Raw genomic sequence first — 21,919 nt, 5'->3', positions numbered from 1 at the left:
CGAACTCTGCACCGCAGAGTAAATGATGCGAGGGGGTACGGCCATGGACGGCACCGACGCGGGAACGGCGTTCGCCGACTACGCGAGCCTCACGGCACTGCAGGGGCGGGTCCGTGCGACCCGGCGGGCGGCGTCCGTGCCGCTCCTCGTGGTCGGGGCGGGGCTGACGATCGCGGAGGGCCAGGACTTCCTGGCCGATCGGGTGCTGGCCCCGAGCGGCCCGTCGGAAGGCCTGTACGACCCGGGTTTCTTCGGGTCGACCCCGGTTCAGATCGTCGGCTGGGTCGTCGTACCGCTGGCCTTCACGGTGCTCTGGTGGCTGCGCCGGCGGGCCCGTCGCGGCCAGGGCATGGGCGTCTCCCGCCCGGCCGGAGCGGCCGCCGCCGGCGCCGTGACCTTCGCGGTGCTGCCGCCGCTGGCCATCGTGCTGTCCATCGGTGGACCGTTCCTGGCCGCCGCACCGGGGTTGCTGCTCATCGGGCTGGCCGAGAAGGTCCGCGCCCTGACGGTGTGGTCCCTGACGGTGGGGCTGCTGGGGGTGCTGGAAGGCCCGTACTGGCTGACCAACCGGCTGCCCGAGGCCGACTACGTCTGGTGGTACCACCACGCGATCATGCTGACCCTGGCCCTCCTGACGGTCGCGCTCGGCGTCGTCGCCCGTCTGCGGGAGGGAGCCGTCCGTGCCGGAGACTGAACCGGCCCACCCGGCCCACCCGGCCCTCGGGTTCGAGGAGGTGGTGCACCAGCGGGCCCGGCTCGCCGTGCTCGCCGTCCTGGCCGAGGCGGGGGAGGCGGACTTCGGCTTCCTCAAGAGCACGCTCGGGCTGACCGACGGCAACCTGGGCCGCCACCTCGCCGTCCTGGCCGAGGCCGGGCTGGTGCGCCAACGCAAGGACACCGAGGGCCGCCGCCCCCGGACCTGGGTGACGATCACCGGACAGGGCCGTTCGGCGCTGGCGGCCGAACTGGCCGGGATGCGAGCCCTGCTGGCGAGACTCGACCCGCACGGCGGTTAGGCTCCCGTCGTGAAGCCGTGGCCCGCCCCTTCCGTCCCGTCGCTGCCCGGAACCGGGTTGCCGCCGCGGTTGCACGACACCTCCTCGGGCCGCGTGCTGCCCGTCTCGGCGGGCCCCGAGGCCCGGATGTACGTCTGCGGCATCACCCCCTACGACGCCACCCACCTCGGGCACGCCGCCACCTACGTCGCCTTCGACCTGCTGTACCGGGCCTGGCTCGACGCCGGCCACACGGTGCACTACGTGCAGAACATCACCGACGTCGACGACCCGCTGCTGGAGCGGGCCACCGCCACGGGCGTCGAGTGGCAGGACCTGGCGGCCCGCGAGATCGCCGGGTTCGTCGACGACATGGCCGCCCTCGGCGTCCTGCCGCCCCAGGAGTACCTGGGCGTCACCGAGGTCGTACCGCTGGTGGTGGACGCCGTCGAGCGGCTCGTCGACTCCGGCGCCGCCTACCCGGTGGCCACCCCCGACGCGGCCGTCGAGGGCGCCCAGGACGTGTACTTCGACGTCACCTCGGACCGCCGCTTCGGGTCCGTGTCCGGCCTCGACGAGACCGCCATGCGCCCGGTGTTCGCCGAACGGGGCGGCGACCCGGACCGGGCCGGCAAGCGGCAGCCGCTCGACCCGCTGCTGTGGCGCGTCGAACGCACCGGGGAGCCCTCCTGGGACGGCGGGCGGCTGGGGCGCGGCCGGCCGGGCTGGCACATCGAGTGCTCGACCATCGCGCTGGAGCACCTCGGGATGGCCTTCGACGTGCAGGGCGGCGGGTCCGACCTGGTCTTCCCGCACCACGAGATGAGCGCCTCGCACGCCCACTCGCTGACCGGCAAGTGGCCGTTCGCCAGGCTGTACGCGCACGCCGGGATGGTCCGCTACGACGGCGAGAAGATGAGCAAGTCGCGCGGCAACCTGGTGTTCGTCGCGAAGCTGCGGGCCGCCGGCGTCGACCCGGCGGCGATCCGGCTGGCCATCCTCGCCCACCACTACCGCACCGACTGGGACTGGTCCGACGACGTCCTGGCCGCCGCCCAGGCCCGCCTCGACCGCTGGCGGGACGCATTCGCCCGCGCCGCGGGTCCCGCCCCCGACGAGACGTTGCAGCGCGTTCGCGAGCACCTGTCCGACGACCTGGCCGCGCCCGGGGCGCTCGCCGCCGTGGACCGCTGGGCCGAGCTGCAGCTGACCCGCGGCGGCACCGTCGAGGGGGCTCCCGGCGTCCTGAGCCGCGCGGTGGACGCCCTGCTCGGCGTCCGGTTCTGACCCCGGCCGGATGACCGTCCCCGCGGGTTCGAAGCCCCTGCCCGCCACCGGGATGCTGCTCGACATCATCAACGTCGGGCGCCGGCACGGGTTCTTCGACGACGAACTCCTGGCCGGTACCGGCCTGCACACGTACGACCTCCCCAACGCCTCCGAGACCATCCAGGTGGCCGCCGAGTTCGCCGTGGTGCGCTCGCTGCTGCGGCTCAGCCGCGAGCGGGTCGGGCCCGGGCCGGTGGCGCTCGGCGTGGAGGTCGGGCTCGGCACCCACCTGGCGTCGTTGTCGGACCTCGGGGCCTGGCGCACGGCGATCTCGTCCAGCGCCACGCTCGGCCAGGGGATCCTGACCGGGCTGTCGTTCATGTCCCTGACCCGGACGTTGACGCTGATCACGCCCGAGGTGGTCGGCAGGGACGTCCACCTGAGCGTGCGCAACGTGGTGGCCCCCGGCGAACTGCGCATCTTCTACGTCGTGCGGGCTGCCGCCGCCATGGCCGTGATCGGTCGCCAGCTGACCGGAGTCCCGGTGCCGCTGCAGGAGGTCTGCGTCGACTTCCCGCGCTCCGCGGACGCCGCGGTCCTGGAGAGCCTGGCCGGGATCCCGATCCGGTGGGACGCCGGGCAGTTCCGGATCGTCATCGCCGGGGAGGTGCTGGCCCGGCCCCTGCCGACCCGCAACGAGCGGCTGCACCGGGAGACGGTCGAGGAGTGCCGCCGCCAGGTCGACCTGCTGGCCGCGGGTCCCAGCTGGACGACGCGCGTGCGCGGGTTGCTGGCCGACGGCCGGGCGCCGGGGCTGGACGCCGCCGCGGCCGTGCTGTCCGTCTCGGCGCGCAGCCTGCGACGCTACCTGGCCGACGAGGGCACGTCGTTCCGGTCCCTGCAGGACGAGCAGCGGCTGGACGACGTCCGCCGCGCCTTCCGTGCGGGGCTCACCCACGCGCAGATCGCCCGTTCCCTGGGCTACGCCGACGTCACGGGCTTCAGCCGGGCGTTCCGGCGCTGGACCGGGATGCCGCCGGAGGCCTGGCGGCGGCAGAACGCCCTCGACCCGGACTAGCTGGCCGGAACTGACAACGGGCTGGCCTGGGGCGCCGCTGACCAGCGCTGATTTCGCTGTCAGGCTCTGAGGGCGTGTCCGGCCCGATGGCGATGCCGGGGCGAGGCGTCCGGAGGCCCTCGTCGCGTGCTCCCGTCACCGAGCCGGATGTCCACCTCCGTGGGGTGGGCATGCGTGGGCCGGTCATGCCTCAGGGGCGTGGCCGGCCCACGCCGCGCTTAAGCCCCCCAACTGATCACGACCAGCCGGGCGACGGCGGGGCCGGGCCGATCGCCTAGGGCAGTCGGCCCGGGCCCGCCTTGCCCGGCGGCTCGTCGTCCCCGCGGCGACGCAGGTAGCGCTCGAACTCGCGTGCGATCGCCTCGCCGGTCGCCTCGGGGAGGTCGGCCGTGTCCTTGGCCTCCTCCAGCTGGCGCACGTAGTCGGCGATCTCGGCGTCCTCCTCGGCCAGCTGGTCGACCCCCGTCTCCCAGGCCCGCGCGTCCTCCGGGAGCTCGCCGAGCGGGATCGCCACCTCGAGCATCTCCTCGACCCGGTGCAGCAGGGCCAGGGTGGCCTTCGGGGACGGCGACTGGCCCACGTAGTGCGGGACGGCGGCCCACAGCGACAGGCAGGGCAGACCGAGCGTGCCGGCCGCCTCCTGGACGACCCCGACGATGCCCGTCGGGCCCTCGTAGCGGGACGGCTCCAGGGCCAGGCGACGCATCAGGTCCTCGTCGTCGCTCGTGCTGGTCACCGGGATCGGACGCGTGTGCGGGACGTCGGCCAGCAGGGCGCCCAGCGTGACCAGCGTGCCCACCCGTAGCCGGTCGGCGTGGCCGAGCAGCTCCCGGGTGTACTGCCGCCAGCGCATGGACGGCTCGATGCCGGCGACCAGGATCACGTCGCGGCTGGCGCCCGGCGGCCGGGCCCAGTACAGGCGGGTGGTCGGCCAGGTGATCTTCCGGCGGCCCTCCTCGCCGATCGAGACGGTCGGGCGGCTGACCTGGAAGTCGTGGTAGTCCTCGGGGTCGAACTCGCCCGCGGGCTGCGCGTCCCACACCTCGCGCAGGTGGGCGACCGCACCGCTGGCGGCCTCCCCGGCGTCGTTCCAGCCCTCGAACGCGGCCACCATGACGGGGTCGCGCAGCGCCGGGACCTCGGGCTGTTCAGTCACTCGTGGTTCTCCCTCTTCTCCGCCGGTCGGCGGCCACGCCCCAGCCTACGGTGACCGGGGCCCGGTGCCTGGCATACCGGACGGCCTATCCTTGTTGCCGCCTTCCCCGACACGTGACCCTCACACGGATTCGAGATCTCCTGACGATGACCCAGCGTTCAGAGCAGTTCGCCCAGGCCCTGGCCACCCGCGTCGTGGTGGCGGACGGCGGCATGGGCACGATGCTGCAGGCCGCCGAGCCGACCCTGGAGGACTTCCAGGGGCACGAGGGCTGCAACGAGGTGCTCAACGTGACCCGGCCGGACGTCGTCCGCTCGGTCCACGACGCCTACTTCGCCGTCGGCGTCGACGCGGTGGAGACGAACACCTTCGGGGCCAACCTGGCCAACCTGGCCGAGTACGGCATCGAGGACCGGATCACGGAGTTCGCCGAGGCCGGTGCCCGGGTCGCCCGGGAGGCCGCCGACGCCTGGAGCACCCCGCAGCAGCCGCGGTTCGTGATCGGCTCGATCGGGCCCGGCACCAAGCTGCCGTCGCTCGGGCACACCACGTACGCGGCGCTGAAGGACGCCTACGCGCAGGAGGTGACCGGCCTGGTCCGCGGCGGCGCCGACGCGCTGCTGGTCGAGACCGCGCAGGACCTGCTGCAGGCGAAGGCGGCGGTCTCCGGGGCGAAGCTGGCGATGGGGCGGGAGGGGATCACCGTTCCGCTCATCGTCCAGGTCACGGTCGAGACGACCGGCACGCTGCTGCTGGGCAGCGAGATCGGGGCGGCCCTGACGGCGTTGGAGGCGCTCGGCATCGACGCGATCGGGCTGAACTGCGCCACCGGCCCGGCCGAGATGAGCGAGCACCTGCGGCACCTGGCGCGACACGCGCGGGTCCCGCTGTCCTGCATGCCGAACGCCGGCCTGCCGGTGCTGACCAAGGACGGCGCCTACTACCCGCTGTCGCCGGGCGAGCTGGCCGACGCGCACGACACGTTCACCCGGGAGTTCGGGCTGTCGCTGGTGGGCGGCTGCTGCGGGACGACGCCCGAGCACCTGAAGGCGGTCGTGGAGCGGGTGCGGGGCCGGGAACTGACGGCCCGCGACCCGCAGCCCGAACCCGGCGTGGCCTCGCTCTACCAGCACGTCCCGTTCCGCCAGGACACGTCGTACCTGTCCATCGGCGAGCGTACGAACGCCAACGGCTCCAAGGCGTTCCGCGAGGCGATGCTGGCCGAGAACTGGGAGGAGTGCGTCGACATCGCCCGCGGCCAGACCCGGGACGGGGCGCACCTGCTCGACGTGAACGTCGACTACGTGGGCCGCGACGGCGCCGGTGACGCCCGCGAGGTCGTGTCCCGCTTCGCCACCGCCTCGACCCTGCCCCTGGTGCTCGACTCGACCGAACCCGCGGTGCTGCAGGCCGGGCTCGAGCTGTGCGGCGGCCGCCCGGTGGTCAACTCCGTGAACTTCGAGGACGGCGAGGGCCCCGACTCCCGCTACGCGCGGATCATGCCGCTCGTCCGGGAGCACGGCGCGGCCCTGATGGCCCTGACGATCGACGAGGAGGGCCAGGCCCGCACCGCCGAGAAGAAGGTGGAGATCGCCGTCCGGCTGGTGGAGACCCTGACCGGGCAGTGGGGGATGCGGACCGAGGACATCATCCTCGACTGCCTGACCTTCCCGATCGCGACCGGTCAGGAGGAGACCCGTCGCGACGGGATCGCGACGATCGACGCGATCCGCGAGGTCAAGCGCCGCTACCCCGACGTGCAGACCACGCTCGGTCTGTCGAACATCTCGTTCGGGCTGTCGCCGGCCGCCCGCTACGTGTTGAACTCGGTGTTCCTGCACGAGGCGGTCGAGGCCGGCCTGGACTCGGCGATCGTGCACGCGGCCCGGATCATGCCGATGGCCCGGATCCCCGAGGAACAGCGCCAGGTCGCCCTCGACCTGGTCTACGACCGGCGCACGTTCGACGCCGAGGGCAACACGACGTACGACCCGCTGCAGCGGTTCCTGGAGCTGTTCGAGGGCGTCGACGCGGCCTCCGTGCGGGCCGGGCGCGCCGCCGAGCTGGCCGCCCTGCCGCTGTCGGAGCGGCTGCAGCGGCGGATCATCGACGGTGAGGGCAAGGGGCTCGGCGCGGACCTCGACGAGGCGATGGCCGCCGGGCAGAGCGCGCTGGAGATCATCAACGACGACCTCCTGGCCGGGATGAAGGTGGTCGGCGACCTGTTCGGCAGCGGCGAGATGCAGCTGCCGTTCGTGCTGCAGTCCGCCGAGGTGATGAAGGCCGCCGTCGCGCACCTGGAACCGCACATCGAGAAGGTCGAGGGCGACGCCGGCAAGGGCACGATCGTGCTGGCCACGGTCAAGGGCGACGTGCACGACATCGGCAAGAACCTGGTCGACATCATCCTGTCGAACAACGGCTACACGGTCGTGAACATCGGCATCAAGCAGCCGGTATCGGCCATCCTCGAGGCGGCCGAGGAACACGAGGCCGACGTGATCGGGATGTCCGGCCTGCTGGTCAAGTCGACCGTGATCATGAAGGAGAACCTCGAGGAGCTGAACACCCGGGGGATCGCCGCGAAGTACCCGGTCCTGCTGGGCGGGGCCGCGCTGACCCGGGGCTACGTCGAGCAGGACCTGGCCGAGATCTACGAGGGTGAGGTCCGCTACGCCCGCGACGCGTTCGAGGGGCTGCGGCTGATGGACGCGCTCGTCGCGGTCAGTCGCGGCACCGACGGTCCGGCCCTGCCGGAGCTGCGCCCGCGCCGGGTCCGGGCGAAGGCCGCCGTCGAGGAGGAGGAGCTGCCCGACACCCGCTCCGACGTCGCCACCGACAACCCGGTGCCGACCCCGCCGTTCTGGGGTTCGAAGGTGGTCAAGGGCATCCAGCTGGCCGACTACGCCAGCTACCTCGACGAGCGGGCCACGTTCATGGGCCAGTGGGGGCTGAAGGGCGCCCGCTCCGGCGAGGGGCCCTCCTACGAGGAGCTGGTCGAGACCGAGGGCCGCCCCCGGCTGCGGATGTGGCTGGAGCGGATGCAGACCGAGGGCATGCTGGAAGCGGCTGTCGTGTACGGGTACTTCCCGTGCTGGTCGGAGGGCAACGACCTGGTCGTGGCCCACTTCGACGGCGACGGCACCGACGGGACGCCCGGTACCGAGCGGCTGCGTTTCACGTTCCCGCGCCAGAAGCGCGGCCGGCGGCTGTGCCTCGCCGACTTCTTCCGGGCCAAGGACTCCGGTGAGCTCGACGTCGTCGGGTTCCAGGTCGTGACCATGGGCAACCGGGTCTCCGAGGTGACCGCCGACCTGTTCGCGCAGAACTCCTACCGCGACTACCTGGAGCTGCACGGCCTGTCCGTCCAGCTGGCCGAGGCGCTGGCCGAGACCTGGCACGCCCGCGTCCGGGCCGAACTCGGCTTCGCAGCCGAGGACAGCGACGACCTCGACGAGATCCTGCGGCTGAAGTTCCGCGGCTCCCGGTTCTCGCTCGGGTACGGGGCCTGCCCCGACCTGGAGGACCGTGCCAAGATCGTCGAGCTGCTGCGCCCGGAACGGATCGGCGTCGAGCTGTCCGAGGAGTTCCAGCTGCACCCCGAGCAGTCCACCGACGCGATCGTCGTCCACCACCCGGAAGCGAAGTACTTCAACACGTGACCGACACGCTCGCCACCCTGCCGTCAGCCGTGCTGTGGGACATGGACGGCACCCTGGTCGACACCGAGCCGTACTGGATCGAGTGCGAGTACGCGCTGGTCGAGAAGTACGGGGGAACGTGGTCCGACGCGCACGCGCACGCGCTCGTCGGCAACCCGCTGATCGTCTCGGCGGAGTACATCGCGCAGCACGGCGGGGTGCCGCTGCCGCCCGAGGAGATCGTCGAGACGCTGCTGGACGGTGTGATCGAGCGGGTGCGTGGGCACGTACCGTGGCGACCGGGGGCTGAGGCCCTGCTGCGGCAGCTACGCGCGGCCGACGTCCCGTGCGCGCTGGTGACGATGTCCTACCAGCGCCTGGCCAAGGCCGTGGTCGAGGCGCTGCCGCCGGGGACCTTCGCGACGGTCGTGGCGGGAGACGACGTCACGCACGGAAAGCCGCACCCCGAGCCGTATCTCACGGCGGCCGCGCGCCTGGGCGTGCCGGTCGAGGAGTGCGTGGCGATCGAGGACAGCCCCACCGGGGTGGCCTCGGCCGAGGCGGCCGGGGCGGCGGTGCTGGCCGTCGCCCACATCGTGCCGATCGAGCCGGGGCCGCTGCGCACGGTCGAGGACACCCTCAGCGGGTGGACGCCGCAACGCCTGGCCGGGCTGCTGCCCGGGGGAGTACCACCGACCTCCGCCCCCTGACCGAAACGGGGCCGGTGGTCTCCCTTCCGGAGGCCGACCGGTTCAGGCTGCTGAGCCTGAACCGGCCACCGGGCCCGCCGTTGCGTAGCGGGCCAGGATCTTGTCCCGCTTGCGCGGGTGGATGTTCGCCTGCGTCAGGTCGCCGCCGTAGTGCTGGACGACGAGCGGGTTGATGCTGTGGAACCACAGCGGCGGCACCAGGGCGAACACGATCATCCGAGCATAACCGGCCGGCAGCTGCGGGCTCTCGTCGAAGTGGCGCAGCACCTGGTAGCGGCGGGTGGGGTTGGCGTGGTGGTCGCTGTGGCGCTGCAGTTCGTAGAGGAACAGGTTGGTGGCCAGCCGGTTGCTGTTCCAGCTGTGCAGCGGGTTGACCTTCTCGTAGCGGCCGGCCTCGTTCTTCTTGCGCAGCAGGCCGTAGTGCTCGAGGTAGTTGACGACCTCCAGCAGGGAGAACCCGATGATGGACTGGGGGATGAGGAAGACCAGGGCCAGGGGGCCGAAGAAGCCGACGAGGACGGCGTAGAGCACGAGGCTCATCAGCCAGGCGTTGAGGACGTCGTTCTTGATCGTCCAGGGGTTACGCCCGCGCAGCCGGAACCGCTTCCACTCGAGGCTGACGGCGGAGCGGAGGCTGCCCCACACGGTGCGGGGCCAGAAGGCGTAGAAGCTCTCGCCCATGCGGGCGCTGGCCGGGTCCTCGACGGTGGCGACGCGGACGTGGTGGCCGCGGTTGTGCTCGACGTAGAAGTGGCCGTACCAGGAGGCGGCCAGCGCGATCTTGGACAGCCAGCGCTCCAGGTCCTCGCGCTTGTGGCCGAGTTCGTGGGCGGTGTTGATGGCGATGCCGCTGACCGTGCCGCAGGACAGGATGATCCCCACCCGCGCGAACCAGGTGGTCTCGGGCTGCACGAAGACCCAGGTGCCGAGCACCAGCCCGCCGTACTGCAGCGGCAGGTAGAGGAACGTCATCCAGCGGTAGTAGCGGTCCTCCTGCAGTGCCGCCACGAGCTCCTCGGGCGGGTTGCCGCCGTCGTCCCCGACGAAGCCGTCGATGACCGGGATGAGGATGAACACGATGGCCGGCGTCAGGTACCAGAAGATCCCGCGGCCCGAGTGACTGGCGATGCCGTAACCCACGTAGGGGAGGACCGGCACGAACAGGGCCGACGGCCACATGAAACGCTTGGTGTCACGCCACGCGCGGGCACGGGCGTCGGACAGGAATCCGGCAGCGGCGCTCATCAGGGCCTCCTCGCCTCTGCGATGCTTTGCTCTGGACGATTCCACCGCTTGATGGAACGATCTGGACGGTACACCAGCGGTGTGACCCGGACAACAGATCCGAGAGATACCAGGAGCGAGGCCGATGGCGACCGACGCGCGACTGACCGACGCCCACGAGGACGACCCGCACGGGCGGGCCTCGGCGGCCGGCATGGAGGACCACGCGAAGTACGCCGGGGCCCACACCCCGGAGCCGGTGGTGGAGGAGCATCCACCCGGCGTGCGCTACCTCCACGCCCAGGTGCGCCCGGCGTCCCCGACCTGGTTCGGGGCCATCATGTTCCTGGGCATCCTCACGATGGCCGTCATCCTGCTGACCTACACGCTGGTGGACTGGCAGTGGCAGCAGGACCTGGGGGTCTGGAACTACTGGGTGGCCATCGCGCTGATCCCGCTGCTGTCGTTCGTCATGCGCTTCTGGCAGCCCGACGAACGGGTCTGGGAGGACCAGCGGGTCGGGCAGGCCGTCAAGACCACCATGGACACCGGGCACGAAGTCGCCGGCGACGAGAAGACGGTCGGCACGTCGGAGCGCCCCAAGCACTGACCTCGTCGGGCGGGCGCGTCAGGCGATCGTGTCGCCCTCGAGCTGCGCGTCCTTCTGCTCCTGACCCACGGCCCGGGTCGTGACCTGCTCGAACGCCGTGTTCACGGCCCGGGTCAGGGACTGCGCGAACAGGGCGTGCGCAGCGGCCTGCGCGTGCGGCCGCAGCGTGGCGATGATGTCGCTGAGCTGACGCAGTTCCTCACCGACCGGCAGCCCGCCCTCGATGTCGGCGGGGATGACGTGCGAGAACACCATCTGGACGAGGCGCTCGGCCGGCAGGTCGAACTCTTCCTGCACGTGCTCGATCACGTCGATCACGGTCCGCAGCGGGATGCCGGCCTTGACCAGGTCGGACCCGGCCCGGATCAGCCCCGGGCTCGGCACGATGAAGGCGCGCAGGCCGTGCGGTTCGAGGATGTTGAGCCGCACGCAGCGGCGGATGATCGCCGGGGTGAGCTGCCAGCCGAAGAGGCGGCGCAGCTCCAGCAGGGTCATCCGGGTGGGGGTCTCCTCCGTCCAGGGGCGGCTGACGACCTCCTCCAGCCCGAGGACGTCGTGCAGGTCGCGGCCCTGGGCGAAGGCCTCGAGGAGGTCCTTGATCACGGCGAGGGTGTAGCCGCGGCGCAGGAGGCGGTCGATCAGGCGCAGCCGGACGGCGTGCTCGTCGGTGTAGATGGCCACCCGGCCGTCACGCTCGGGAGGCGGTAGGAGGCCACGGTCCTGGTACTCGCGGATGTTCCGGACGCTGATGTCCGTCTCGCGTGCCAGCTCCTCGACCCGGTACCGGGCGTCGTCCACCACGACCCTCCTTCGGCCCCGGCCGCCACCGTGGTCAGTCGGTGACGACTCAAGCAGGCCTCAGCCTAGCCCGGCCGACCCCCGCGGAGGCCACCCGGTCGTGACCGAAGGCTCACGATCCGGTGACCCCCACGGGGATGTCGCTCAGACCCGCTGCTGACCTACTCCGTCGTGATGGCTCGCAGGACGTCGAGCCGCACGGCCCGCCAGGCCGGCAGGATCGCCGCCACGACGCCGGCGACGGCCGCGGCGATCAGTACGCCGATCAAGGTGCCCCACGGGATCGCCAGGGACTCCAGCCCCTGCGTGCGCAGCCCGTGCTGGACCAGCAGGCCGAAGGTCAGACCGAGAGCGAGTCCCAGGACGGCGCCGAAGACCGCGGTGCTGATCGACTCGACCGTGATCATCCGGCGTAGCTGGGGCCGGTTGAGGCCGACGGCCCGCAGCAGACCGATCTCCCGGGTCCGTTCGAACACCGACAGGGCCAACGTGTTCACGATGCCCAGGATCGCGATGATGACGCTCAGGGCCAGCAGGCCGTACAGGATGCCCAGGATCTGGTTGACCTGGTCGGCCTGGGAGCTGGTGAACTCGTCCGCGTCCTGGACGGAGACGACGATGAACGGCTTCACGGCGTCCACCAGTTCGGTCCGCAGGGCGGCGGGGTCGACCCCGTCCTTGGCCTTCACGTACAGCAGGTAGTCACCCTGCATCGACTGCGGGACGGCCTTCAGGTACAACGCCCGGGTGAAGATGACCTGGGGGCCGTTGAGCACCTGACTGTCGGCGAAGACGCCCTTGATCGTCAGCTTCTGGCCGTTGAGGCTGCCGATGTCACCGCTGACGGTCTGGCCCACGCGCCAATCGCGATCCCGTGCAGCCGATTTGGACACGAAGATGTCGCGCGCCGAATCGGCCGCCAGGGTGCCGGAGGTGACGTCCATCTTCACCGTCGCCAGCAGACTGGCCGGGTCGGCGGCAATGGCCGAGGCCCCCTTGCCGTCGATCTTGCTGGTGACGAACCCGATGTTCGCCACCTGGGCCACGTCCGGCAGTTCGGCCACGGCCGTGCCGACCGTGGGCGGGAAGATCGAGTTCCCACCGTTGAGGACGTAGTCGGCCTTGAGTTGGCTGGAGACCAGGTCGGACACGCTGGCCTTGGTCGAGGCCGCGAGTACCGACACCCCGCCCATCAGCGCCAGGCCGATCATCAGCGCGCTGGCCGTGGTGGCGGTGCGCCGCGGGTTGCGCAACGCGTTCTCCCGGGCCAGCTTGCCGACCACGCCACGTACCGTGAAGGGCCACGCGATGATCCGCACGATGGGTCGCGTGGTCACCGGGGCGGCCACCAGAGAGCCGATCACCAGCAGCGCAGCCCCCAGCCCGACGAGCGGCCACTTCACCGGGTCGGCCAGCACGGCGGGCACGGCGAGGGCCAGGGCGACGACGAGGACGACCCCGCCGATGATGCCGCGGCGCCGGACGCCGCCCACGGGCACGGCGACGTCGTCGCGCAGGGCCGCCACCGGCGCGACCCTTGAGGCCCGCAGCCCGGGCAGCACGGCCGACAGCACGGTCACGAGCACACCGACGAGCACGCTGACGATCACCGTGCGGGGCAGCACCGGGGCGCCGTCGGTCTGGAGGCCCTGGGTGGCGAAGAGAGCCTGCAGCCCCTGGCCCAGCAGGATGCCCAGGCCGAGCCCGAGCGCCGATCCGAACAGCCCGAGCACCACGGCCTCGCCGAGCACGACCCGCAGCACCTGGCCGCGGGAGGCGCCGACGGCCCGTAGCAGGGCCAGTTCACGCGTGCGCTGGGCCACGAGCATGGAGAACGTGTTGGCGATGATGAACGCGCCGACCAGAAGGCTGACCAGGGCGAAGATGAGCAGGAAGTAGGTGATGAAGCCCAGCGCCTTGTGGATGGCGTCGCGGGTCTCCTCCCGCACCTGCGCGCTCGTCACGACCTCGGCACCGGGAATGTGGGCGTTCAGCACCGTCGCCTTGAGCTGCTGGGCGCTGACGCCTTCCGCCGCGGTGAGGGAGAACGACGGCGTGGTGCCGTCGGCCGCCCATTCGGCCCGGGCCGTGGCCGGGTCGACGAGGACCATCGTGGCGCCGGCGAGGGCGGCGTCGAACTGGGCCTCGCCGACGATCTTCACCGGGCCCGGGGTGCCGCCCAGGAGGGCGCGGGTGGAGTCGCCGACCTGGAGACCGGACTTCTCCAGGGTCGTCTTCTCGACGGCGACCTCGGTGCGGTTGACGGGCCCGCGGCCCTCGACGATGTGCACGACCGGGTCGTCGGCGGTGAAGGGGAAGCCGAGCGTGGGCGCGCCGCCGTTGCGGACCGGCGTTCCGTCCTTGCCGACCAGGACCGCGGAACCCTGAAGGTCGGGGGAGACGCGCTGGACGCCGGGCAGCGCCGCCAGTCGGGACTGCAGGCTGAGCGGCAAACCCTGGCGCACGGCGTCGAACGAACCGCCGGCGTTGCCGGCCGCTCCCTCCTGGCCGCGCACGGTGACGTCGACGCCCTCGGTGCCCTGGTCGATGAGCTTGTCGAAGGTCTGGTTGATGCTGTCCGTGAGGACGAAGGTGCCGGCCACCAGCGCCACGCCGAGGGTGACGGCGAACGCGGTGAGCAGGAACCGGACGAGGTGGGCGCGGATGCCGCGCAGGGTGACCCTGAGCATCGTCGATCAGCTCCGGCGGGCGGAGCCGTCGAAGCCGCGCATCCGGTCGAGCACCTTGTCGGCCGTCGGCTCGTGCATCTCGTCGACGATCCGGCCGTCGGCCAGGAAGAGCACGCGGTCGGCGTAGCCCGCCGCGATCGGGTCGTGCGTGACGATGACGATCGACTGGTCGAACTCGCGGACCGACTTCTGCAGGAACTCCAGGATGCCCGCGCTGGCCGAGGAGTCGAGGTTGCCGGTCGGCTCGTCGGCGAACACGATGGCCGGCTTGCTGACCAGGGCCCGGGCGCAGGCCACCCGCTGCTGCTGCCCACCGGACAGCTCGTTCGGCTTGTGCCGCAACCGGTCTCGTAGGCCGACCGTGTCGATGACCAGGTCGTACCAGTCCGGGTCGGGCTTGCGGCCCGCGATGTCCAGCGGCAGCGTGATGTTCTCCCCGGCCGTCAGGGTGGGGACCAGGTTGAAGGACTGGAAGATGAAGCCGACGCGGTCGCGGCGCAGCTTCGTCAGCGGCTTGTCCCGCAGGCCGGTGACCGTCGTCCCGTCGATCACGACCTCGCCCGAGGTCGGCTTGTCGAGGGCCGCCATGCAGTGCATCAGGGTCGACTTGCCGGACCCGGAGGGGCCCATGATCGCGGTCATCTGACCGCGGCCGAAGTCGACGCTCACACCGTCGAGGGCCCGCACCTGCGCGTCGCCCTCCCCGTAGATCTTGCGCAGGTCGATCGCCTGGGCGATCACGTCCGTTGCCACCGCAGCCACTTCCGCCCCTCACCTTCGGCGGGGTCTGCTCCCCGCCGTCCGACACCACGGTCAACTAGCGTCAACCGCGGGTTGACGCTAGCAGTTGTCGTTCCGCCGTCGCCTCCGGGGTGTCCCTGAGGCGACCCTGAAACCCTTTCCAAATCCGGCTCGGGGGGCAAGGCCATTACGGGCCTACGGGCCGACCCTTAACATCGGCCCTGATGTCCGATGATCCGCTCCTGCGGCCGGCCGAGCCGACCCCGCAGCCGCCCGCCCACCAGCAGGGTGAGGGTGTGCGCGTCGGCCGGCTCCTCGGCGTCCCGGTCTACCTGAAACCGTCCTGGCTCCTGGTCGCGCTCGTGATCACCGTGCTGTTCGCGCCCCTGGTGCGGAACTCGACCGGCCTGGCCGGCGGCGCCTACGCGGTGGCGCTGACCTTCGCCGTCCTGCTCCTGCTGTCGGTCCTCGTGCACGAACTCGCGCACGCGGTCGTGGCCCGGCTCACCGGCACCCCGGCCACGCACATCGTGCTCGACCTGTGGGGTGGGCACACCGCCTTCGCCCGGGACTCCAGCACCCCGGCGCGGGCTGCGCTGGTGGCGGCGGCCGGCCCGGTGGCCAACCTGGTGCTGGCGCTCGCCGTCCGGCCCTTCGTGGCGGCCACCGAGCGCGGTGACGTGTCCCGCCTGCTGCTGGTGGCCACCGCCTACGCGAACCTCGTCGTGGCCCTGTTCAACGCGCTGCCGGGGGCTCCGTTGGACGGCGGGCGCGTGCTCGAGGCCCTCGTCTGGCGGCTCACGGGCGACCGGTTGCGGGCCGCGACCGTGGCGGGCTGGGCGGGCCGGGGGGTGGCGCTGACCGTGGCCGTGGTCGCCGTCGGGGGTCTCCTGGCCGACCGGCTGCGGCTGCCGTCCGCGGTGTGGCTGCTGCTGATCGCCGGGATGCTGGCGCAGGGGGCGGGCGCCGCCCTGGCCGGTGTCGCCTGGTTACGCCGGGCGGCGCGGGCCGACCCGGGGACGCTGCTGCGGCCCGCCGTCTCCGTACCGTCCGGCGCGAGCGTGGCCGACGCCCTGCTGGCCGTGGCCCGCGACCAGGCGCGCGCCGTCGTCCTGCTCGACGTCTACGGCCGGCCGACGGCCGTGGTCGACGAGCGCGCGGCCGGCCAGGTGCCGCCCGCGCAGGCCGAGCAGGTGCGTGCGGCGGCCGTCGCCGAGGCCCTGGTCGAGGGCGCGGTGCTCGACGTCCGGGAGACCGGCGCGGCTTTCATCGCCCGGCTGCAGTCGGTGCCCGCCCCCCGCTACGCGGTCCTGGACGGTGCCGAGCGCGTGGTCGGCGTTCTGGAGTGGGACGACGTCGCGCGCTTCGTCGCGGAGCCCACCTGACAGACTCACGGCCGTGAGCAGCGGTATGAGCAGCGGTATGAGCACCCCCGTCGGACCCACCGGATCGGACCACCGGCGCGGCCCCTTCAAGATCGGTGACCAGGTCCAGCTGACCGATCCCAAGGGCCGGATGCACACCATCACGCTGCAGCCCGGCAAGGAGTTCCACACCCATCGCGGGCGGTTCGGGCACGACGAGCTGATCGGGCGGCCGGAGGGCTGGGTGGTGCGCAACACCGCGGGCGTCGACTACCTGGCGCTGCGCCCCCTGCTCGCCGACTACGTGCTGTCGATGCCGCGCGGCGCCGCCGTGGTCTACCCGAAGGACGCGGGCCAGGTGATCGCCATGGCCGACGTCTTCCCCGGCGCGCGGGTGATCGAGGCCGGCGTCGGGTCGGGAGCCCTGACCATGTCGCTGCTGCGGGCCGTCGGGGACGCCGGGAGCGTGCACTCCTACGAGCGGCGGGCCGACTTCGCCGACATCGCCCGCGGCAACATCGAGGCGTTCTTCGGTGCCCCGCACCCGGCTTGGAAGGTGACCGTCGGCGACCTGGCGGTGGACATCGAGGAGCGCGACGGGTCCGTCGACCGGGTCGTGCTGGACATGCTCGCGCCCTGGGAGTGCCTCGACGCCGTGGCCGGTGCGCTGGCCGCCGGCGGCGTGGTGATCTGTTATGTCGCGACCGCTACACAGCTGTCCCGTGTGGCCGAGGCGTTGCGCGACGACGGCCGGTTCACGGAGCCCCAGGCCTGGGAGTCGATGGTGCGCGGCTGGCACCTGGAGGGTCTCGCCGTCCGCCCGCAGCACCGGATGGTCGGGCACACCGGGTTCCTGGTCACCAGTCGTCGGCTGGCCGACGGCGTGGCCCCGCCGCAGCGCCGCCGCCGCCCGGCCAAGTCCTCCGCCGAGGGCGAACCGGGTGTGGCCGACGCCTGGGGCAGCTGGGCGGGTGGGGAGGGCGACACGCCCGAGGTGTGGTCCGAGGACGATCTGGGGGAGCGGCCGGTGTCCGAGAAGAAGGTCCGGCAGGTGCGCCGTCAGGTCTCGTCCGGCGCCGCGTCGGGAATGGCACCCGGTGCAGGCGCCCAGAACGTCGCAGGTCAGGCTACGGAATGACGGAACCCCCTTGCCCTGTTAGATGCCAGCAAGTGACTATTGCACCACCCAAGGTGATGCAAGGTGTCGGGAGAGTGACGTAAACGCCTACCGGGCATTGCTTCTGGGTACCTGCCGTCGTGGAGGCCGGCCGGTCGCGGGGGAGAGATACATCTCGCGCGTGCAATGAAGCACCCATCGGGGACAACCGGCGGGTGTCGAGTTAGTGTCGGGACAGCGACCCTGCCCATCTGGGCCGCCCTGGAGGTGACCGCCATGACTTCTCACGACGACAGTCACGACGACAGGTACGGCGACGGCAGCCGGTTCGAGGAGCCGGGCCGGCTGGACGAGGTGGCCCTGCGCCGCGAGATCGCGCGGCTGCAGGACGAGGTGTCCCGGCTGCGCAGCGTCCGCGGCCCGGGTGGCATGTCGGACGAGATCGAACGCCTGCGGGCCCAGGTCTCCCAGCTCAGCACCCAGAACGAGCGCCTCGCGGGCACCCTGCGCGACGCGCGTGAGCAGATCATCCAGCTCAAGGCCGAGGTCGACCGGCTGGCCCAGCCGCCGAACACCTTCGGCGTCTTCCTCGGCGGCGCCGAGGAGGGCACCGTCGAGGTGATCAGCTCGGGCCGCAAGATGCGGGTGTCCGTGAGCCCCTCGATCACCGTGGACGACCTGAAGGTCGGCCAGGAGGTCATGCTCAACGAGGCCTTCAACGTCGTCGGCACCCGCGCCTACGAGAAGGTCGGCGAGATCGTCGTCCTGAAGGAGATCCTGGAGGACGGCGAGCGCGCCCTGGTCGTCGGGCGCACCGACGAGGAGCGCGTCGTCCACCTGGGCGAGGCCCTGCGCGCCGGGGACGGCAGCGGCAAGCCGATCCGGGTCGGCGACGCGCTGACGATGGACCCGCGGACCGGCTTCGTCTACGAGAAGGTGCCCCGGGCCGAGGTCGAGGAGCTCGTCCTCGAGGAGGTGCCCGACATCCAGTACACCGACATCGGTGGCCTGGGCCCGCAGATCGACCAGATCCGCGACGCCGTCGAGCTGCCGTTCCTGCACCCCGACCTGTTCCAGGAGCACGGGCTGAAGCCGCCGAAGGGCATCCTGCTCTACGGTCCGCCCGGCTGCGGCAAGACGCTGATCGCCAAGGCCGTGGCCCGCTCGCTGGCTCAGAAGGCCGCCGAACTGCGTGGTGTGAAGGACAGCAAGAGCTACTTCCTGAACATCAAGGGCCCGGAGCTGCTCAACAAGTACGTCGGCGAGACCGAGCGGCACATCCGGCTGATCTTCGCCCGGGCCCGCGAGAAGGCGTCCGAGGGCACGCCCGTGGTGGTCTTCTTCGACGAGATGGACTCGCTGTTCCGCACCCGCGGTTCCGGGGTCTCCAGCGACGTCGAGACGACGATCGTGCCGCAGTTGCTGTCGGAGATCGACGGTGTGGAACGGCTCGAGAACGTCATCGTGATCGGCGCCTCGAACCGTGAGGACATGATCGACCCGGCCATCCTGCGCCCAGGCCGGCTCGACGTGAAGATCAAGATCCAGCGGCCCGACGCCGAGTCGGCCAAGGACATCTTCGCCAAGTACCTGACCGACGACCTGCCGTTGCACGAGGACGACGTCGCGGCCAACGGCGGGTCCAAGTCGGTCACGGTGACGGAGATGATCCAGCGGACCGTCGAGCGGATGTACTCGGAGACCGAGGAGAACCAGTTCCTCGAGGTCACGTACGCCAACGGCGACAAGGAGATCCTCTACTTCAAGGACTTCAACTCGGGCGCGATGATCCAGAACATCGTCGACCGGGCCAAGAAGGCTGCGATCAAGGACTGGCTGACCCTGAACCAGAAGGGCATCCGGCTCGACCACCTGATCACCGCCTGCGTGGACGAGTTCAAGGAGAACGAGGACCTGCCGAACACGACCAACCCCGACGACTGGGCGCGGATCAGCGGCAAGAAGGGCGAGCGGATCGTCTACATCCGCACGATCATCCAGGGCAAGCAGGGCACCGAGCCGGGGCGGACGATCGACACGGTCGCCAACACCGGCCAGTACCTGTAAGCGACGAGACCGGGGCCCACGCAGTGGTGCGGTCACCGCGGCACCGTTCGGTGCTGCTGGACCGCCTCGCCGCGGGGCCCCGGCTCGGGTCGCCCGCGGCCGTACTGGAGGAGCTGCGCCGGGTCATCCTGGACGGCGGGGCGCCGCCCGGGACGCCGATCCCCGTCACCGACCTCGCGCAGCTGCTGGGGGTCAGCCCGATCCCGGTCCGGGAGGCGCTCAAGACGCTGGTCGGCGAGAACCTGGTCCAGCACCGGCCCAACATCGGCTACGTCGTCGCCCAGCTGACCCGCGCCGAGCTGCGCGAGATCTACGTGGTGCGGGGTGTTCTGGAGGGTGCCGCCCTGAGAGCGGCGGTCCTCGAGGCCACCCCGGACGATGTAGGGGTGGCCTCCGCAGCACACAGTGCCCTCTCCGAGGCGATCGCTGTGGCCGACCCGCGGGCGTACCACGTGCACAGCCGGGCCTTCCACCTGGCGTTGATCGGGCCGTGCCGGATGCGGCGGCTGATGCGGATGTTCGAGGCGGCCTGGAACGTGACGGAACCGTTCCAGCCCATGCGGTACGTCTCGGGCGAGGACCGGCGTCTGCTGCATGAGGACCACGCCGAGATGCTCGCGGCGTTCGCGAGCGGGGACGCCGAGCGTCTGGTCGACTGCGCGGCCGTGCACCACAAGCGGCTCGAAGGGGTCATCGGGCGGCTGCCGGACGACGCCGGGCTGCTGGTCGACTGACTCTCCCCGTTCGTCAGTGCATTGCGCGTGGGTTACGCGTGCCGTAGCGGATATATGCGTCGCGATATCGGGACGCAACAGGAGTTTCCTACCTTTGAGTGAGCACTCCTGCGGCGTCATCCCGGGTAGCCGCCGTTCTCTGACCTCGCGCTTTCCCTTGTCGTATAAGGAGTTTCGTCATGTCCGAAGAGGTGGTCACGCCTGCCCCCGTGGCGGTGGAGGGCCCGCACGCCGCGGGCCTCAGCGTCATCAAGGACACCTACGACCCGCGTCTCACCAACGAGGACCTTGCCCCGCTCGCCGAGCAGAAATGGGGTTCCTACAACATCTTCGCGTTCTGGATGTCCGACGTGCACAGCGTCGGTGGTTACCTGACCGCGGGCAGCCTGTTCGCGCTCGGCCTGACGAGCTGGCAGGTCTTCATCGCCCTGATCGTCGGCATCGTGATCGTCCAGTTCTTCTGCAACCTGGTGGCGAAACCCAGCCAGGTGGCGGGAGTCCCGTATCCCGTGGTGTCGCGGGCGCCGTTCGGCGTGTACGGCGCCAACATCGCGGCGATCATCCGTGGGTCGATCGCCATCGCTTGGTACGGCGTCCAGACCTTCCTCGCGGCGGGCTCGCTCGACATCGTGCTGCTGCGGTTCTGGCCCGGTCTGGCTGACTGGGCGACCGCGTCGGAGCACGGCTTCCTCGGCCTCTCGACGGTCGGCTGGGGCACCTACGCGGTGCTCTGGGTGCTGCAGGCGCTGCTCTTCTGGCGCGGCATGGACACCATCCGGAAGTTCATCGACTTCGCCGGGCCGGCGGTCTACGTCGTCATGTTCATCCTGTGCGGCTACCTGCTCTACAAGTCCGACTGGCACATCGGCCTGAACCTCTCGGAGGAGCAGCTCACGGGCTACCACGTGTTCACGACCATGCTGACGGCGATCGCGGTCGTCGTCTCCTACTTCTCGGGGCCGATGCTCAACTTCGGCGACTTCTCCCGCTACGGAAAGAGTTTCGACGCCGTCAAGAAGGGCAACTTCCTCGGCCTGCCGGTCAACTTCGTGCTCTTCTCGCTCCTGACGGTCCTGACCGCCTCGGCCACCGTCCCCGTGTTCGGCGAGCTCATCACCGACCCGGTCGAGACCGTGTCGAAGATCGACAACACGTTCGCCATCGTGCTCGGTGCTCTGACCTTCGCCATCGCCACGGTCGGCATCAACATCGTGGCCAACTTCATCTCGCCCGCGTTCGACTTCTCCAACGTCGACCCGCAGCGGATCAGCTGGCGGGCCGGCGGCATGATCGCCGCCGTCGGGTCGGTCCTGCTCACGCCGTGGAACTGGTACGACGACCCGAAGGCGATCATGTACTCGTTGAGCATCCTGGGGGCCCTCATCGGCCCGCTGTTCGGGGTGCTGATCGCCGACTACTACCGCGTCCGGGACCAGAAGATCATCGTCGACGACCTCTTCACCACGTCCGAGGCCGGGGCCTACTGGTACAAGGGCGGATTCAATCCCGACGCCGTCTGGGCCACGGCCGTCGCCGGGGCGATCTCGATCGCCTCGGTGCTGGTGCCGCCGAACGTCCACCACGTGGAGTGGATCAGCAACTGGAGCTGGTTCATCGGCTGTGGCGTCGGCTTCGGCCTGTACTACCTCCTGGCCACCCGGAAGGGTTCGGCCACGCAGGAGGCGCTGAAGGTCGGGGCGACGGCCGAGGCCACCGAGGCCTGAC

General features: G+C 71.1%; 17 protein-coding genes. 12 read left to right on the top strand and 5 right to left on the bottom strand.

Annotated features, from left to right (window positions below; translation table 11 throughout):
* The first annotated feature begins 43 nt into the window (after positions 1 to 43).
* The 4 genes from ACIB24_RS18890 to ACIB24_RS18875 are packed head-to-tail and all read left to right on the top strand — an operon-like array spanning position 44 to position 3,342.
* Positions 44 to 694: a hypothetical protein gene (locus ACIB24_RS18890; RefSeq protein ID WP_398283522.1), complete on the top strand. Its 651-nt coding sequence runs from the start codon at positions 44 to 46 to the stop codon at positions 692 to 694.
* Complete coding sequence (locus tag ACIB24_RS18885; protein WP_398283520.1) at positions 681 to 1,016, top strand: winged helix-turn-helix domain-containing protein; 336 nt, start codon at positions 681 to 683, stop codon at positions 1,014 to 1,016. The genes ACIB24_RS18890 and ACIB24_RS18885 overlap by 14 nt, the downstream gene beginning before the upstream one ends.
* Positions 1,017 to 1,025: 9 nt before the next feature.
* Positions 1,026 to 2,282: a cysteine--1-D-myo-inosityl 2-amino-2-deoxy-alpha-D-glucopyranoside ligase gene (gene mshC / locus ACIB24_RS18880; RefSeq protein ID WP_398283518.1), complete on the top strand. Its 1,257-nt coding sequence runs from the start codon at positions 1,026 to 1,028 to the stop codon at positions 2,280 to 2,282.
* 10 nt (positions 2,283 to 2,292) lie between these two features.
* Positions 2,293 to 3,342, top strand: coding sequence for an AraC family transcriptional regulator (locus ACIB24_RS18875; protein ID WP_398283516.1), 1,050 nt, complete (start codon positions 2,293 to 2,295; stop codon positions 3,340 to 3,342).
* A 274-nt stretch (positions 3,343 to 3,616) separates the two neighbouring features.
* On the opposite strand, the gene ACIB24_RS18870 is transcribed toward ACIB24_RS18875, so the two are convergent.
* Positions 3,617 to 4,498, bottom strand: coding sequence for a PAC2 family protein (locus ACIB24_RS18870; protein ID WP_398283514.1), 882 nt, complete (start codon positions 4,496 to 4,498; stop codon positions 3,617 to 3,619).
* A gap of 146 nt (positions 4,499 to 4,644) precedes the next feature.
* Between ACIB24_RS18870 and metH the strand changes: the two genes are divergently transcribed.
* Positions 4,645 to 8,160, top strand: a complete 3,516-nt coding sequence (metH, locus tag ACIB24_RS18865) for a methionine synthase (protein WP_398283512.1) — start codon at positions 4,645 to 4,647, stop codon at positions 8,158 to 8,160.
* Positions 8,157 to 8,849, top strand: coding sequence for an HAD family hydrolase (locus tag ACIB24_RS18860; protein ID WP_398283510.1), 693 nt, complete (start codon positions 8,157 to 8,159; stop codon positions 8,847 to 8,849). The genes metH and ACIB24_RS18860 overlap by 4 nt, the downstream gene beginning before the upstream one ends.
* Before the next feature lie 42 nt (positions 8,850 to 8,891).
* On the opposite strand, the gene ACIB24_RS18855 is transcribed toward ACIB24_RS18860, so the two are convergent.
* Positions 8,892 to 10,094 (bottom strand): alkane 1-monooxygenase, encoded by a 1,203-nt coding sequence (locus tag ACIB24_RS18855; protein WP_398283508.1) that lies wholly within the window; start codon positions 10,092 to 10,094, stop codon positions 8,892 to 8,894.
* 124 nt (positions 10,095 to 10,218) lie between these two features.
* Here ACIB24_RS18855 and ACIB24_RS18850 point away from each other — a divergent pair, with 124 nt between their 5' ends.
* Positions 10,219 to 10,683: a hypothetical protein gene (locus tag ACIB24_RS18850; protein WP_398283506.1), complete on the top strand. Its 465-nt coding sequence runs from the start codon at positions 10,219 to 10,221 to the stop codon at positions 10,681 to 10,683.
* 18 nt (positions 10,684 to 10,701) lie between these two features.
* Here ACIB24_RS18850 and ACIB24_RS18845 read toward each other — a convergent pair whose 3' ends face one another.
* From ACIB24_RS18845 to ACIB24_RS18835, 3 genes are all read right to left on the bottom strand, one after another.
* A complete protein-coding gene (locus ACIB24_RS18845) occupies positions 10,702 to 11,481 on the bottom strand; it encodes a MerR family transcriptional regulator (protein WP_398283504.1) in 780 nt (259 codons plus the stop codon).
* A 161-nt stretch (positions 11,482 to 11,642) separates the two neighbouring features.
* Positions 11,643 to 14,171 (bottom strand): ABC transporter permease, encoded by a 2,529-nt coding sequence (locus ACIB24_RS18840; protein ID WP_398283502.1) that lies wholly within the window; start codon positions 14,169 to 14,171, stop codon positions 11,643 to 11,645.
* A gap of 6 nt (positions 14,172 to 14,177) precedes the next feature.
* A complete protein-coding gene (locus tag ACIB24_RS18835) occupies positions 14,178 to 14,924 on the bottom strand; it encodes an ABC transporter ATP-binding protein (RefSeq protein ID WP_398283500.1) in 747 nt (248 codons plus the stop codon).
* Between the two features lie 212 nt (positions 14,925 to 15,136).
* Here ACIB24_RS18835 and ACIB24_RS18830 point away from each other — a divergent pair, with 212 nt between their 5' ends.
* The 5 genes from ACIB24_RS18830 to ACIB24_RS18810 all read left to right on the top strand — a co-directional run bounded on the left by ACIB24_RS18830 (position 15,137) and on the right by ACIB24_RS18810 (position 21,918).
* Positions 15,137 to 16,297 (top strand): M50 family metallopeptidase, encoded by a 1,161-nt coding sequence (locus ACIB24_RS18830; protein WP_398283498.1) that lies wholly within the window; start codon positions 15,137 to 15,139, stop codon positions 16,295 to 16,297.
* 37 nt (positions 16,298 to 16,334) lie between these two features.
* Positions 16,335 to 17,414 (top strand): tRNA (adenine-N1)-methyltransferase, encoded by a 1,080-nt coding sequence (locus tag ACIB24_RS18825; RefSeq protein ID WP_398283627.1) that lies wholly within the window; start codon positions 16,335 to 16,337, stop codon positions 17,412 to 17,414.
* A gap of 255 nt (positions 17,415 to 17,669) precedes the next feature.
* Positions 17,670 to 19,460, top strand: a complete 1,791-nt coding sequence (arc, locus tag ACIB24_RS18820; protein WP_398283496.1) for a proteasome ATPase — start codon at positions 17,670 to 17,672, stop codon at positions 19,458 to 19,460.
* A 50-nt stretch (positions 19,461 to 19,510) separates the two neighbouring features.
* On the top strand, positions 19,511 to 20,194 hold the full coding sequence (locus tag ACIB24_RS18815; RefSeq protein WP_398283494.1) for a GntR family transcriptional regulator: 684 nt from the start codon (positions 19,511 to 19,513) through the stop codon (positions 20,192 to 20,194).
* Between the two features lie 179 nt (positions 20,195 to 20,373).
* A complete protein-coding gene (locus ACIB24_RS18810) occupies positions 20,374 to 21,918 on the top strand; it encodes an NCS1 family nucleobase:cation symporter-1 (protein WP_398283492.1) in 1,545 nt (514 codons plus the stop codon).
* Position 21,919 lies beyond the last annotated feature (1 nt).

Origin of the sequence: Spongisporangium articulatum, from assembly GCF_044465595.1 — a bacterium.
Lineage (GTDB): Bacteria > Actinomycetota > Actinomycetes > Actinomycetales > Kineosporiaceae > Spongisporangium > Spongisporangium articulatum.
This window is presented reverse-complemented; position numbering and strand designations above follow the sequence as displayed.